This window comes from Rhizobacter fulvus, from assembly GCF_964020785.1.
In genome coordinates this window covers 4,440,222-4,454,078 of sequence record NZ_OZ224516.1, presented here as the reverse complement: position 1 = coordinate 4,454,078, position 13,857 = coordinate 4,440,222, and the positions used below count along the sequence as shown (strand labels likewise).

Below are 13,857 nucleotides of genomic sequence, written 5' to 3'. Positions count from 1 at the left end.
ACCGCACGGTTTTCGCTGGGCGGGTGGGTTAAGGGTAAACCTTCGAATTATAGACCACGCGCCTCGATCGTCCGGGTCCGTCGCGCCCGCCCCGTAGACTCGCCGGGTGGATCGAACCGAACCTCTCGCCGCTGCGGATCCGACCGGCCTCACCGCCTCGCCGAACCACGTGCTGCCGCTGTTGGTCGTGGCCTTCGCCGCCGCGAGTTTCGTCAGCATGGACAGCGTGATCAAGCTGCTCGCGGCCCGCTACGACACCCTCCAACTGAGCTTCTTCCGCTTCGCCGGCGGCTGCGCGTTCGCGGTACCGCTGTGGCTGTGGCGGCGCACGCCGCTGCCGTCGCGCCCCACCTGGCGCCTGCACGCGCTGCGCAGCGTCTGCCTGCTGTTCTCGCTGGTCGGCTACTTCCACGCGCTGACGCAGTTGCCGCTCGCGCTGGCGGTGACGATCTCGTACCTGGCGCCAATTTTTGTCGCGGTGCTGTCGGTCCCGGTGCTGAAGGAGCGGCCGTCGAGCGCGATCTGGCTGGCCCTGACCGCCGGGCTCGCCGGCGTCAGCGTCTCGGTCTGGCCGGAACTGGCGGCCGGCCTCGGCGCGGTCTCGGGCGCGCGCCTGATCGGGATGGCGAGCGCCGCCGCCGCGGCGCTGTCGTTCGCCGGCGTGCTGCTGCTGGCGCGGCGCATGGCCCACCGCGACTCGATCTGGACGATCCTGCTGGTCCAGAGCCTGCTGCCGCTGCTGCTGCTCGCCCTGCCTGCCGCCGTGACCTGGAAACCGGTGCCCGCTGGCGACATCGCGCTCATCCTGCTGGCCGGCGGCCTGGGCACGCTCGGTCTGCTGTGCATCACCTGGGCGTTCACGAAGCTCGAGGCGAGCCGACTGGCGCCGATGGAATACACCAGCTTCGTCTGGGCCGCGCTGCTGGGCTACCTGCTGTTCGGCGAGTTGCCGACGACGACGACAGCCGTCTCAGCGACGCTGATCATCGGCGGCTGTTTGCTGCTCGTACGCAAATAGCGGCGCTCAGAGACCGAGCGCCGCGATGCCGGCTTTGCAGACCTGCGCATCCTCGGTCGACTTGACGCCGCTGACGCCGATCGCCCCGATGCAGTGACCATCGGCCATGATCGGCACGCCGCCCTCCAGCAGGCCCTCGACCGCCGGCACGCTCAGGAACGAGGTGCGGCCCTGGTTGATCATGTCTTCGTAGACCTTGGTCTCGCGCCGGCCCATCGCCGCGGTGCGGGCTTTGGCCGGGGCGATGTGGGCCGACACCGGCGCTGCGCCGTCCAGGCGCTGCAGCCACAGCAGGTGGCCCCCGTCGTCGACGATCGCGATCGTCACCGCCCATTTGTTGGCTTGGGCCTCGGCTTCCGCCGCGGCGGCGATGCGCTTGAGATCGTCGAGGGAAAGGATCGGCTTGCTGTTCATGGTGGGCTTGAAAGATGGTGGAACCGGGCGCAACTGTAGCCCGCGCATCGCGCCGCGGCGGTGCGGGCCAATTTGCCACGGACCCTAAGGGCATGTGCCACGCTGTAACTGCGGAACTAGAATCGATCGAACGGGTCACAGCCCGGGTTACCCACAAGGAGGCTTCATGAATCAACCCCTGCAAACCACTGGCTTCACCGGCTACACCGGCCCGGTGACGTCCGAGGAGCAGCGCAACCGCGTGTTGCGCAACACCTACTGGTTGCTGGCGCTGTCGATGATCCCCACGGTGCTCGGCGCCTGGATCGGCGTGACGACCGGCTTCACCCGCGCCATGGGCCCGGGGATGAGCGCCATCGTGTTCCTGGTCGGCGCGTTCGGATTCATCTTCGCGATCGAGAAGACCAAGAACTCGGGCGCCGGCGTGCCGGTGCTGCTCGGCTTCACGTTCTTCATGGGGCTGATGCTCTCGCGCCTGATCGGCCTGGTGCTCGGCATGAGCAATGGCGCCGGCTTGATCATGACGGCCTTCTCGGGCACCGCGGTGATCTTCCTCGGCATGGCCACGCTGTCGAGCGTGATCAAGCGGGACCTGTCCTCGATGGGCAAGTTCCTGTTCATCGGCGTGATCATGCTGCTGGTGGCGGGCATCGCGAACATCTTCCTGCAGTCGAGCGCGCTGATGGTCACGCTGTCGGTTGTCGCGATCGGCATCTTCAGTGCCTTCATCATCTATGACCTGAAGCGCGTGCGCGACGGCGAGGAAACCAACTACATCAGCGCCACGTTGTCGGTCTACCTCGACCTGTACAACATCTTCCAGTCGCTGCTGTCGATCCTCGGCATCTTCGGCGGCAACCGCGACTGAAGCGGTTCGAATCGAATCGAACGGGGCCTGCGGGCCCCGTTTTTCATGCGCGCTCGAATACCGCCATGCTCTCGACGTGGGCGGTGTGCGGGAACATGTTCACCGCCCCCGCCAGCGCGCAGCGGTAGCCGGCCTGGTGCACAAGCAAGCCGGCGTCGCGCGCCAGCGTCGCCGGATTGCAGCTGACGTAGACGATCCGGCGCGGGGGCGTGTAGCCGGGCGCGAGCGCGGGTTCGGCATGCAGGTCGGCCAGCGCTTTCGCGAGCGCGAACGCGCCTTCGCGCGGCGGGTCGACCAGCCACTTGTCCGCCGTGCCGTACGCCGCCAGGTCGGCCGGTGTCAGCTCGAACAGGTTGCGGGCCGCGAAGCTGGTGGTCCCGGCCAGACCATTGACGAGGGCGTTCTCGCGCGAGCGCTGCACCAGCGTCTCGCTGCCTTCGATGCCAAGCACCTCGCGGGCACCGCGTGCGATCGGCAGCGTGAAGTTGCCCAGGCCGCAGAACCAGTCGATCACCCGCTCGTCGGCGTGCGCATCGAGCAGGCGCAGGGCGCGCGTCACCAGTACGCGGTTGATGTGCGGACTGACCTGGGTGAAGTCGGTCGGCTTGAACGGCATCGTGATGCCGAACTCGGGCAACGCGTAGGCCAGCTCGGGCCCGCCGTCGTCGAGACGCCGCACCGTGTCCGGCCCTTTGGGCTGCAGCCACCATTGGACGCCGTGTTCGGCGCCGAAGGCACGCAGGCGGGCGAGGTCGCCGTCGGTCAGCGGCTCGAGGTGGCGCAGCACCAGTGCGGTCACGTCATCCCCGACTGCCAGTTCGATCTGCGGCAGGCGATCACGCTGGTCCATGCCGGCGACCAGCACGCGCAACGGCATCAGCAGCGCACTGACGTGCGGCGGCAGCACCGCGCAGCTCTCCATGTCGGCCACAAAGCTGGACTTGCGCTCGTGGAAGCCGACCAGCACCTTGTCCTTCTTGGCGACATGCCGCACCGACAGCCGCGCCCGGTAACGGTAGCCCCACGCCGGCCCTTCGATCGGCCGCAGCATCCGCTCGGCCTTGACTTTGCCGAGGTGCCACAGCGCGTCTTCCAGCGCGCGCTGCTTGGTCGCGACCTGCGCGCCGATGTGGAAATGCTGCATCTTGCAGCCACCGCAGGTACCGAAGTGCGGGCAGCGCGGCCGCACGCGCTGCGAACTCTCGTGGCGCAGCGCGGTCATCGTCGCCTGCTCCCAGTTGTTTTTGCGGCGGTTGACGTTGACCTGCACCTGCTCGCCGGGCAGCGCGTCCTCGATGAACACGACCTTGCCTTCGAGGTTATGGGCCACGCCCTGGGCGTCCAGGTCGAGCGATTCGACGGTCAGCCACTCGTCGGTCTGTTGAATCTTCGGGGTTCTCATCGGCCGGCATTATCCGGGCCGCTGCTACACTGGCTGCCGTCAGGAGAGAGCAACCCCGGTTGCCGCCGAAGGCGCAGAGCGAAGTTGGAAACATCGCGCTCGAACGCTCAGGCAAAAGGACTGACAAGCGCTTCAGTCGAAGCGTTCCTCGCTGGAGAGAGGCCCGCCCCGAGCGGGCCCACCGAAGGGGCAAGCGGCGCATCCGCAAGGGCGTGCCGCCAATCTCTCAGGTAAAGCGGACAGCCAGGGCAAGCCGGTGCGATCATGTCGCGTCGGTCCAAAAGACTTGCCCTCGGAGACTGTCATGTCCAACGCGCTTTCCACGACCCCGCTGCACGCGCTGCACCTCGAACTCGGCGCCAAGATGGTGCCTTTCGCCGGCTACGACATGCCGGTGTCGTATCCCGCCGGCATCCTGGCCGAGCACCGCCACTGCCGCGAGTCGGCCGCGCTGTTCGACGTCTCGCACATGGGGCAGCTGCGCCTGATCGGCGACGACGCGGCCCGTGCGCTCGAATCGCTGGTGCCGATGGACGTCGTCGACCTCGCCATCGGCAAGCAGCGCTACGCGTTCTTCACCAACAGTGCCGGCGGCCTTCTCGACGACCTGATGATCACCCGCCGCGACGGTGACCTGTTCCTCGTCGTCAACGCGGCCTGCAAGGCCGCCGACATCGCGCACCTGGTGACGAACATCGGCCACCGCTGCACCGTGCAGCCGCTGCCCGACCGCGCGCTGCTCGCGCTGCAGGGACCGAAGGCGGTCCAGGCGCTGACGCGCCTGAACGCCGAAGTCGCGGCCCTCACCTTCATGACCGGCCGCCACGCCGCGCTGGCAGGCGCCGACTGCTTCGTCACCCGCTCGGGCTACACCGGCGAGGACGGCTTCGAGATTTCGGTTCCAGGCGACCAGGCCGAGGCACTCGCCCGCGCGCTCCTCGACCTGCCCGAGGTGAAGCCGGCGGGCCTCGGCGCCCGCGACACCCTGCGCCTCGAAGCCGGCCTGTGCCTGTACGGCCACGACATCAACGAGACCACCACGCCGGTCGAGGCCGGTCTGACCTGGGCGATCCAGAAAGTCCGGCGCGCGGGCGGTGCGCGCCACGGCGGCTACCCGGGCGCGACGGCGATCGACGCGCAACTCACGGCCGGCGCCAGCACCAGGCGCGTCGGCCTGGTGGGCCTGGAGCGCGTACCGGTGCGCGAAGGCGCCCTGATCGTCGACGCGCACGGCCGCAAGCTCGGCCACGTCACCAGCGGCACGCTGGCGCCGACAGTCAACGAGCCGATCGCGATGGCCTACCTCGCCGCCAACCACGCACTGCCGCATCACGAGGTCTACGCCGAGGTCCGCGGCAAGCGCCAGCCGATGCGGGTGAGTGCCATGCCGTTCACGCCGCACCGCTACTTCCGCGGCTGACCCGGCCCCCTGCCCAATTCCCACCGTCCCGACCCACAGGAGCACCCCATGACGACGATGTACACCAACGACCACGAGTGGATCAACATCGAGGACCACGAAGCCGCCACCGTCGGCATCACCCACCACGCACAGGACGCGCTGGGTGACGTGGTCTTCGTCGATCTGCCGGCCGTCGGCAGCACGTTCAAGAAGGGCGATGTCGCCGGTGTCGTCGAGTCGGTCAAGGCCGCGGCGGACCTGTACATGCCGGTCAGCGGCGAGGTGGTCGAGGTCAACGAGGCCCTGCGCGCCGACCCGTCGCTCGCCAACACCGATCCGCTGGGCAACGGCTGGTTCTTCAAGGTCCACGTGGCCGACATGGCCGAGTTCGAGCAGTTGCTCGACGCCCCCGCCTACGACCTGCTCGTCAAGAACAGCTGAACCGACCCCAAGAAAGCCCCGCGATGTTGATGTCTGCCACCAAGCCCCTGCGCGAGCTCGAGAACGCGTCGGAATTCGTCGCCCGCCACATCGGCATCGAGGCCGACGACGAACGCCACATGCTCTCGGTGATCGGCGCCGCGTCGCGGCGCGCGCTGATCGAGGCGATCGTGCCGCGCGGCATCGTGCGCGGCGCGCCGATGGCGCTGCCCGAGCCCCTGACCGAGGCGCAGGCGCTGGCCGAGCTGAAGGCGATCGCGGGCCAGAACCGGCTGCTGAAGAGCTTCATCGGCCAGGGCTATCACGGCACCCACACGCCGGGCGTCATCCTGCGCAACATCCTCGAGAACCCGGCCTGGTACACGGCCTACACGCCTTACCAGGCCGAGATCTCGCAGGGGCGGATGGAAGCGCTCGTCAACTTCCAGACCCTGGTCTGCGACCTGACCGGCATGGCAATCGCCGGCTCGTCGATGCTCGACGAGGCCACGGCTGCGGCCGAGGCGATGACGCTGGCGATGCGCGTCGGCAAGTCGAAGTCGACGACCCTGTTCGTCGCCGACGACGTGCTGCCGCAGACGCTCGAGGTCATCCGCACGCGCGCCACGCCGATCGGCGTCGAGGTGGTCGTCGGCGCTGCCGAGGACGCGGCGCACGCGCAGGCGTTTGCCGTGCTGCTGCAATATCCGGGCGTGGATGGCGTCGTGCGCGAGCTGAAGCCGATCATCGACGCCGTGCACGCCCGCGGGGGCCTCGCGATCGTCGCCGCCGATCTGCTGGCGCTGACGCTGCTTGCTCCGCCCGGCGAGATGGGCGCCGACATCGTGGTCGGCAACACCCAGCGCTTCGGCATGCCGATGGGCAACGGCGGCCCGCACGCGGCCTACCTCGCCACGCGCGACGAGTTCAAACGCTCGATGCCCGGTCGCCTGGTCGGCGTCAGCATCGATGCGCACGGCGCCCCGACTTATCGCCTCGCGCTGCAGACCCGCGAGCAGCACATCCGCCGCGAGAAGGCGACGTCGAACATCTGCACCGCGCAGGTGCTGCCGGCGGTGGTCGCGAGCATGTACGCGGTCTACCACGGGCCCGACGGACTCAAACGCATCGCGCGCCGCGTCGCGAGCTACACCGCGATCCTGGCCGCGGGGCTGAAGGACATGGGTCGCACGCTGCTCAGCGAAGCCGCGTTCGACACCCTCACCATCAACACCGGCGACCACACCGACGCGCTGCTGCAGGCCGCGCGCGATGCGGGCTTCAACCTTCGGCGAAGCTCGGCCCGCAGCATCGGGGTCACGCTCGACGAGACCACCACGCGCGACGACATCACCGCACTGTGGTCGCTCTTCGCGGTCGGCCACCGGCTGCCCGAGTTCGCGCCGTTCGAGAAAGGCGTCGCCTCGCTGATCCCGCCGGCGCTGCAACGCGCCAGCGCCTTCATGACCCACCCGGTGTTCAACCGCCACCACAGCGAGACCGAGATGCTGCGCTACATCCGCAGCCTGTCCGACAAGGACCTCGCGCTCGACCGCTCGATGATCCCGCTCGGCTCCTGCACGATGAAGCTGAACGCGACCAGCGAGATGATCCCGATCACCTGGCCCGAGTTCGCCAACATCCACCCGTTCGCGCCGCAGGACCAGCTGGCCGGCTACGAACAGCTGCGCGTGCAGCTCGAGGACTGGCTGTGCCAGGCCACCGGCTACAGCGGCGTCAGCCTGCAACCGAACGCGGGCTCGCAGGGCGAGTACGCGGGGCTGCTGGTCATCCGCGCGTTCCACGCGGCACGCAACGAGGCCCACCGCACCATCTGCCTCATTCCCGAATCGGCCCACGGCACCAACCCGGCCAGCGCACAGATGGCGGGCCTGCAGGTGGTCGTCACGAAGTGCGACGCCGAAGGCAACATCGACCTGGCCGACCTGCGCGCGAAGTGCGAGCAGCACAGCGCGAAGCTGGCCTGCATCATGATCACCTACCCGTCCACCTACGGCGTGTTCGACACGCACGTGAAGGACATCTGCGCGCTCGTGCACCAGCACGGCGGCCGGGTGTACGTCGACGGCGCGAACATGAACGCGCTGGTCGGCGTGGCAGCTCCCGGCGAGTTCGGCGGTGACGTCAGCCACCTGAATCTGCACAAGACCTTCTGCATCCCGCACGGTGGCGGCGGGCCGGGCGTGGGGCCGACCTGCGTGGTGGCCGATCTGGTGGCTTACCTGCCGGCGCATCGCGCCGCGGGCATCGGCACCGATGCACAGGTCGGTGCGGTCTCGGCCGCCCCGCTCGGCAACGCCGCGGTGCTGCCGATCAGCTGGATGTACATGCGGATGATGGGCAGCGAGGGGCTGACCGCCGCGACCGAGACGGCGATCCTGTCGGCCAACTACATTGCCGCACGGCTGGCCGATCACTACGACATCCACTTCAGCGGCAACATCGACGGCATCAAGGGCGGCGGCGTCGCGCACGAGTGCATCCTCGACCTGCGCCCCTTGAAAGACGCCACGGGCGGTGCCAACGGCGTCAGCGCCGAAGACGTCGCGAAGCGCCTGATCGACTACGGCTTCCACGCGCCGACGCTGAGCTTCCCGGTCGCCGGCACGCTGATGGTCGAACCGACCGAGAGCGAATCACTGGATGAGCTGGACCGCTTCTGCGACGCCATGATCGCGATCCGCGGCGAGATCGCGAAGGTCGAGTCGGGCGCCTGGCCGCGCGACGACAACCCGCTGAAGGCGGCGCCGCACACCGCCGGCGCGCTGCTCAAGCCCGACTGGCCGCACGCGTACTCGCGCGAAGAGGCGGCCTACCCGCTCGCAAGCCTGCGCCGCAGCAAGTACTGGTCGCCGGTGGGCCGGGTCGACAACGTCTACGGCGACCGCAACCTGTTCTGCGCCTGCCCGCCCCTGTCGGCCTACGAAGACTGAAGACGCAGCGCCATGGCCGTCTCGGTCTTCGACCTGTTCAAGATCGGCATCGGCCCCAGCAGCTCGCACACGGTCGGTCCGATGCGCGCGGCGCGGCTGTTCGTCTCCCGCCTGCAGCACGACGGACATCTCGACGTCACACGGCGCATCTGTGCACAGTTGTACGGCTCGCTCGGCGCGACCGGCAAGGGTCACGGCACGGACAAGGCGGTGCTGCTCGGATTGCTCGGACACGAGCCGGATACCGTCGATGTCGAGCGCATCGGCGCTGCGCTCAAGCAGGTGCGCGAGGCCAAGCGCGTCGCGCTGTTCGGGACGCGCGAGGTGGCGTTCAACGAGAAGACCGATCTGGTCTTCTACCGGCGCGAGACGCTGCCGTTCCATGCCAACGGCATGCGCTTCACCGCCTTCGACGCCGATGGTGGCGAGTTGCTGACGCGGGTCTACTACTCGGTCGGAGGCGGCTTCGTCGTCAGCGACGAGATCGCGCAGGACGGCAGTCGGCAGAAGACGATTGCGCCCGACACCACCGTACTCGCCCACCCGTTCCACAGCGGTGCCGATCTGCTCGGGCTGGCGAAGCAGCACCGCTGCAGCATCGCCGAGCTGATGCGGCGCAATGAACGCCACTGGCGCACCGATGCCGAGATCGACGCCGGCCTGCTGAAGATCTGGGCCGTGATGCAGGCCTGCGTGGCGCGCGGCTGCCAGACCGATGGCGTGCTGCCCGGCGGCTTCAAGGTCAAGCGGCGCGCCGCCGACCTGCACCGCCAGCTGTGCGCCAACCCCGAGGCGGCGCTGCGCGACCCCTTGCAGGTGCTCGACTGGGTCAACCTGTACGCGTTGGCCGTCAACGAGGAGAACGCGGCCGGCGGGCGCGTCGTCACCGCGCCGACCAACGGCGCCGCCGGCATCGTGCCGGCCGTGCTGCACTACTACGCGCGCTTCACCCCCGGCGCGAGCGACCGCGGCGTGATCGACTTCCTGCTGACCGCCGCGGCGATCGGCATGCTCTACAAGGAGAACGCGTCGATCTCGGGCGCCGAGGTCGGCTGCCAGGGCGAGGTCGGCGTTGCGTGCTCGATGGCCGCGGGCGCGCTGTGCGCGGTGCTCGGCGGCACGCCGGAGCAGGTCGAGAACGCGGCCGAGATCGGCATGGAGCACCATTTGGGCCTCACCTGCGATCCGGTCGGCGGGCTGGTGCAGATCCCGTGCATCGAGCGCAACGCGATCGCCTCGGTCAAGGCCATCAACGCCGCGCGCATGGCGCTGCGTGGCGACGGCACCCACCACGTCAGCCTCGACCAGGTCATCAAGACGATGCGCGAGACCGGTGCGGACATGATGACGAAGTACAAGGAAACCGCGCGCGGCGGCCTCGCGGTGAACATCGTCGAATGCTGATCGGCGCCCCTGGCGGGGCATCGCCGCTGGAACACCTTATGCATGCTGCACCTGCACATTTCAACCCGCTGCAGGAGCCGCCCCATGTTGGACAAGACGAGCACGACCTTCTCCCACGTCAAACCGGCCGACACCGCGTGGCGCAGCGACGGCCTGCGTGATTTCTTCCTCTACAAGGACCTGGGAGTGGCGGACGCCACCCACGGCAAGGTCATCGCGCACCTGGTCAAGGCCAACATGGCACCTGAAAAGGGCACGGGCTGGCACCGCCATGAAGCGGACTTCCAGATCGTGATCATGACCAAGGGCTGGGCCAAGTTCATGTACGAGGACAAGGTGACACTTGTCGAGGCCGGCGACTGCGTGCATCAACGCCCGGGCATTGCGCACTACCTGTTCGACTACTCTCCGGACATGGAGTACCTCGAGATCGTCGGCCCGGCCGATTTCAAGTCGATCGACGTGCCGGCCGTGTGCGACGTGCCGGCGCCGACGCCCTGGGTCTGATCAAAAATCCATGTCCAACTCCTCGATGTCGTCCGGCTCGAGTCGGGCGGCGGCGATCCACTCCTTCATCTCGGGCATCGCCATGATGGTCTGGCAGTACAGGATGCAGGGCTTGGTCAGCTTGACGTCGTAGGTCAGGAAGCGCGTGACGACCGGCGCGAACATCGCGTCGGCCATGCCGCGCTGCTTGCCGAAAAGGAACGGGCCGCCGTAGGTGGCGAGGCACTCGGTCCAGATCTCGACGATGCGGTCGATATCCGGTTGCGCGCCGGCCCACACCTTGTGACCCGGAAACCTCCCCTTCAGGTTCATCGGCAGCGACGCGCGCAGGTTAGCGAAACCCGAATTCATCTCGCCGCTGACCGAGCGGCAGTGCGCGCGCGCGATCCGGTCGAGCGGCATCAGCCCGGCGTCGGGCTTGATCTCGTTCAGGTACTGGGCGATCGCCAGCGTGTTCCAGACCTTGGCGCCGTCGTGCGTCAGGCACGGCACGCGGATCGATGGCGCGAGCAGCAGCAGTTCCTTGCGGGCGTCGGCGTCGTCCGGCGAGACCATCACCTCGGTGAATTCCAGCCCGGCAAAGCGCGCCATCAGCCAGCCGCGCAGCGACCACGACGAGTAGTTCTTGCTGCTCAGCGTCAACGAGGCGGTCGGCGGCGCCTTGGCCCGGATGGCGGGTTTGGCGGCAGGCTTGGCCGCCACTTTGGACTTCGGCTTCGAGGGGGACGCAACGGGCATGGCGGGCTCTCCGGCGCTGGTGGGCCGTCTGCGGGTTGCAAGGGATGTGCCACGCTGGCGCAGGAGTTGCATTGACGCTCTCACAGAAGCGACCCGGAGAACGCATGATGTACCAGGCCTACCAGGCTCAGTCCGATCTGATGTGGCCGCTGCGCACCCTGGCCAAGCTGTCGGTGCCGATGCTGCAGGACTCGACGTTCGGCTTCGCCGCGCAGTCGACGTCGCGCCGGATGGCCGCGGCGTGCCGCGTGCTCGAACTGGCCGAGGTCACCCACAAGCGGCCGCCCTGGCGCATCGACAGCGCGATGTCGAAGGGGGAGTCGGTGCCGGTGGTCGAGGAGGTGGTGGCGACCACCCCGTTCGCCACGCTGCTGCGTTTTCGCAAACCCGGCGCGGCATCGCAGCCGAAGGTGCTGGTGGTCGCGCCGATGAGCGGCCACTTCGCCACCCTGCTGCGCGACACCGTGCGCACGATGCTGCAGGACCACGACGTCTACGTCACCGACTGGCACAACGTGCGCGACGTCCCGCTCGCCGCCGGCCGCTTCGGGCTCGACGAATACACCCAGCACCTTATCGACTTCATCGCCGCGCTGGGCCCGAACGCGCACGTGCTCGCCGTCTGCCAGCCGACGGTCGCGGCGCTGTCCGCGGTCTCGATCATGTCGGAGGACCAGCATGCCGCCACGCCGGCGAGCCTGACCCTGATGGCCGGCCCGATCGATTGCCGCATCAGCCCCACCGAGGTCAACAGGCTCGCGACCACCAAGCCGATCGCGTGGTTCGAGAAAAACCTGATCAGCACCGTGCCGTGGCGGCACGGCGGCGGCGGCCGGCGGGTGTACCCAGGCTTCGTGCAGCTGTCCGCGTTCATGAGCATGAACAAGGACCGGCACGTCAACGCGTTCAAGGAGTACTACAAGCACCTCGTTGACGACGAATTCGACAAGGCCGAGGTCACGCGCACCTTCTACGAGGAGTACATGGCGGTGGCCGATCTCTCGGCCGACTTCTACATCGAGACGGTCGACCTGGTGTTCCAGAAGTACGCGCTGCCGAAGGGCGAACTGAAGTTTCGCGGGCGCACCGTGAACCCGGCCGCGATCCGCCGCACCGCGCTGGTCACGATCGAGGGCGAGCGCGACGACATCTGCGCGATCGGCCAGACCCTGGCCGCGCAGGATCTCGCGAGCAGCCTGCGGCCCTACATGCGCACCCACTACGTGCAGCCGAACGTCGGCCACTATGGCGTGTTCAGCGGCAAGCGCTGGCAGAACGCGATCTACCCCCTGGTGCGGGACGTGATCCACATCTCGCGGTAGACCCGGCTCAGATCAGATCGGCGACCGCCCGCAAACGCATGGCGTTCGCGCTGCATGTCCGGCGGAAGGCGGTGCCGATGCGCACATCGATCGCGGCACGGTTCCAGAACGTCAGCGCGGCTGCGCAGGCAGTGAGCCAGGCGCCGCGCTGGGGCGGCAACGGCAGCGGCGGCTCGAATGGGCGCGTCGGCAACTCGCCGCCCGCCAGCGGCGCATAGAGCATCGGCAACATGTCGTAGGCCGGTGCCAGCGTCAGCCCGTCGCTCGGGACAAAGCTGAGGTTGCCGGTGTGCATGTCGGTGTTGGCGATCAGGCGGCCGAACCACCAAAGGTGCCGAACACGTTCGACCGACTCGGCGTCGAGCAGCCCGAGGCCTTGCAAACGCTCCGCGAGCATCACCCAGTCGCTGGTGCCCACCCCGAGGAGTGCCGCATCGAGCGCGGCCAAACTGACCAGCCGGCTCCGGCCGAAGCGGCCCTGGCGGTCGAAGCGCTCGACCTCGAGAAACGTGCGCCCCGCGTGCTCGACGATGCGGCTCTGAGCCGCTGCACCGCCAGGCAACTCGGCCACTGCGTCGAGCGCCAGGTGCTCGCAGACCAGCAGGTCGGACCAGCGCCGCACCGCCGCCGACCGATCGGCCCCGGAGAACTTGACCAGCACATGGGGTGTCCTGCTGCCTGCCTGCTCGCGCAGCGCGGTGAACTTCGGGAATTCGCCGGCGGCACTCGATCCGGCCGCGCCCACGCCGATCGCGAGCTCCGCCATCCGCGCGTACGCCACACCCACCGCACGCGCGCGCAATGGCTCCGGCGGCGCCAGCTTTGTCGATTGCCACTGCTCGAACGCCCGGTCGCCCAGGATCAGGTTGCCGCTCACATCGGCCCCGCTGCGACTGAGCACCCACGCGATGTCGTCGTCGCCCCATTCCTGCGGATTCGAGGAGACGCCGAGTTGACGGTGCTCGGCGCGCGCGAGCTGCCGACCCATGTAGCCCTGCGGGCGCATGTCGTACAGGGGATACGGCAGGCCGTCCCACCAGCCGTCGCGCGATTCCTCGGGCACCGGCCAGCCTGTGCCCGCCAGCGGCAGGCAACTGCCCTGCGGACGCACCAGATCCAGTGCGGCGATGCGTTCGGGCCGCCCGTCGCGGTCGACCTCGTAGAGAGAAAGCGGCGAGAACTCGCCTCGCAGGTCGCGGCGCAGCGCATAGCGGGTCCGGCGCGCCTTGCCAGTGCTGACCAGCAGGCCGTCGTCGAGCGCCTGCAGCATCCGATGCAATGTCGGGATGCTGACGCCGAGCGGGGCGGCAATCTCCGCCGCACCGACGGCGGAGCGTCGCGCCAGCACGCTGGTCAGCTGATCACGAGCGGCTTCGTTCCTCGGGCGCATGCGCCATTATGAAATGAT

The 13,857-nt window shown here is 68.5% G+C and carries 12 protein-coding genes and 2 riboswitches; of the genes, 8 read left to right on the top strand and 4 right to left on the bottom strand.

Annotation, left to right across the window (positions count from 1 at the left end; genetic code table 11):
- The first annotated feature begins 106 nt into the window (after positions 1 to 106).
- A complete protein-coding gene (locus ACWH49_RS21240) occupies positions 107 to 1,018 on the top strand; it encodes a DMT family transporter (RefSeq protein ID WP_448173272.1) in 912 nt (303 codons plus the stop codon).
- 6 nt (positions 1,019 to 1,024) lie between these two features.
- On the opposite strand, the gene ACWH49_RS21235 is transcribed toward ACWH49_RS21240, so the two are convergent.
- A complete protein-coding gene (locus ACWH49_RS21235) occupies positions 1,025 to 1,432 on the bottom strand; it encodes a GlcG/HbpS family heme-binding protein (protein WP_056468727.1) in 408 nt (135 codons plus the stop codon).
- A gap of 166 nt (positions 1,433 to 1,598) precedes the next feature.
- On the opposite strand from ACWH49_RS21235, the gene ACWH49_RS21230 reads away from it, so the two are divergent.
- Positions 1,599 to 2,300, top strand: a complete 702-nt coding sequence (locus ACWH49_RS21230) for a Bax inhibitor-1/YccA family protein (RefSeq protein ID WP_056468724.1) — start codon at positions 1,599 to 1,601, stop codon at positions 2,298 to 2,300.
- A 43-nt stretch (positions 2,301 to 2,343) separates the two neighbouring features.
- Here ACWH49_RS21230 and rlmD read toward each other — a convergent pair whose 3' ends face one another.
- A complete protein-coding gene (rlmD, locus tag ACWH49_RS21225) occupies positions 2,344 to 3,702 on the bottom strand; it encodes a 23S rRNA (uracil(1939)-C(5))-methyltransferase RlmD (RefSeq protein ID WP_448173271.1) in 1,359 nt (452 codons plus the stop codon).
- Between the two features lie 30 nt (positions 3,703 to 3,732).
- Positions 3,733 to 3,835: riboswitch (glycine riboswitch) on the top strand.
- A gap of 8 nt (positions 3,836 to 3,843) precedes the next feature.
- A riboswitch (glycine riboswitch) is annotated at positions 3,844 to 3,955 on the top strand.
- Between the two features lie 51 nt (positions 3,956 to 4,006).
- Here rlmD and gcvT point away from each other — a divergent pair.
- The 5 genes from gcvT to ACWH49_RS21200 all read left to right on the top strand — a co-directional run bounded on the left by gcvT (position 4,007) and on the right by ACWH49_RS21200 (position 10,389).
- A complete protein-coding gene (gene gcvT / locus ACWH49_RS21220) occupies positions 4,007 to 5,122 on the top strand; it encodes a glycine cleavage system aminomethyltransferase GcvT (protein WP_448173270.1) in 1,116 nt (371 codons plus the stop codon).
- 48 nt (positions 5,123 to 5,170) lie between these two features.
- Entirely contained in the window at positions 5,171 to 5,545 is a 375-nt protein-coding gene (gcvH, locus tag ACWH49_RS21215) for a glycine cleavage system protein GcvH (RefSeq protein WP_448173269.1), read from the top strand.
- Between the two features lie 23 nt (positions 5,546 to 5,568).
- Positions 5,569 to 8,478 (top strand): aminomethyl-transferring glycine dehydrogenase, encoded by a 2,910-nt coding sequence (gene gcvP / locus ACWH49_RS21210; protein WP_448173268.1) that lies wholly within the window; start codon positions 5,569 to 5,571, stop codon positions 8,476 to 8,478.
- 12 nt (positions 8,479 to 8,490) lie between these two features.
- Positions 8,491 to 9,882 (top strand): L-serine ammonia-lyase, encoded by a 1,392-nt coding sequence (locus ACWH49_RS21205; protein ID WP_448173267.1) that lies wholly within the window; start codon positions 8,491 to 8,493, stop codon positions 9,880 to 9,882.
- Between the two features lie 84 nt (positions 9,883 to 9,966).
- On the top strand, positions 9,967 to 10,389 hold the full coding sequence (locus ACWH49_RS21200) for a cupin domain-containing protein (protein WP_448173266.1): 423 nt from the start codon (positions 9,967 to 9,969) through the stop codon (positions 10,387 to 10,389).
- On the opposite strand, the gene ACWH49_RS21195 is transcribed toward ACWH49_RS21200, so the two are convergent.
- Positions 10,390 to 11,127, bottom strand: a complete 738-nt coding sequence (locus tag ACWH49_RS21195; protein WP_448173265.1) for a glutathione S-transferase family protein — start codon at positions 11,125 to 11,127, stop codon at positions 10,390 to 10,392.
- A gap of 104 nt (positions 11,128 to 11,231) precedes the next feature.
- Here ACWH49_RS21195 and ACWH49_RS21190 point away from each other — a divergent pair, with 104 nt between their 5' ends.
- Positions 11,232 to 12,449 carry a polyhydroxyalkanoate depolymerase gene (locus tag ACWH49_RS21190; protein ID WP_448173264.1) on the top strand — a complete coding sequence of 406 codons (1,218 nt, stop codon included), beginning with the start codon at positions 11,232 to 11,234 and terminating at the stop codon, positions 12,447 to 12,449.
- Between the two features lie 7 nt (positions 12,450 to 12,456).
- Here the strand turns inward: ACWH49_RS21190 and yjjJ are convergent, their stop codons facing one another.
- The gene (yjjJ, locus tag ACWH49_RS21185) at positions 12,457 to 13,839 is read right to left on the bottom strand and encodes a type II toxin-antitoxin system HipA family toxin YjjJ (RefSeq protein ID WP_448173263.1); all 1,383 of its coding nucleotides are present in this window, start codon (positions 13,837 to 13,839) and stop codon (positions 12,457 to 12,459) included.
- Between the last annotated feature and the right edge of the window lie 18 nt (positions 13,840 to 13,857).

Bases quoted from the DNA above. Each gene is read 5' to 3' on its own strand.
- rlmD (WP_448173271.1), bottom strand. From the start codon at position 3,702: ATGAGAACCCCGAAGATTCAACAGACCGACGAGTGGCTGACCGTCGAA.
- ACWH49_RS21190 (WP_448173264.1), top strand. From the start codon at position 11,232: ATGATGTACCAGGCCTACCAGGCTCAGTCCGATCTGATGTGGCCGCTG.
- ACWH49_RS21230 (WP_056468724.1), top strand. From the start codon at position 1,599: ATGAATCAACCCCTGCAAACCACTGGCTTCACCGGCTACACCGGCCCG.
- gcvT (WP_448173270.1), top strand. From the start codon at position 4,007: ATGTCCAACGCGCTTTCCACGACCCCGCTGCACGCGCTGCACCTCGAA.
- ACWH49_RS21235 (WP_056468727.1), bottom strand. From the start codon at position 1,432: ATGAACAGCAAGCCGATCCTTTCCCTCGACGATCTCAAGCGCATCGCC.
- gcvH (WP_448173269.1), top strand. From the start codon at position 5,171: ATGACGACGATGTACACCAACGACCACGAGTGGATCAACATCGAGGAC.
- ACWH49_RS21200 (WP_448173266.1), top strand. From the start codon at position 9,967: ATGTTGGACAAGACGAGCACGACCTTCTCCCACGTCAAACCGGCCGAC.
- yjjJ (WP_448173263.1), bottom strand. From the start codon at position 13,839: ATGCGCCCGAGGAACGAAGCCGCTCGTGATCAGCTGACCAGCGTGCTG.
- ACWH49_RS21195 (WP_448173265.1), bottom strand. From the start codon at position 11,127: ATGCCCGTTGCGTCCCCCTCGAAGCCGAAGTCCAAAGTGGCGGCCAAG.
- ACWH49_RS21205 (WP_448173267.1), top strand. From the start codon at position 8,491: ATGGCCGTCTCGGTCTTCGACCTGTTCAAGATCGGCATCGGCCCCAGC.
- gcvP (WP_448173268.1), top strand. From the start codon at position 5,569: ATGTTGATGTCTGCCACCAAGCCCCTGCGCGAGCTCGAGAACGCGTCG.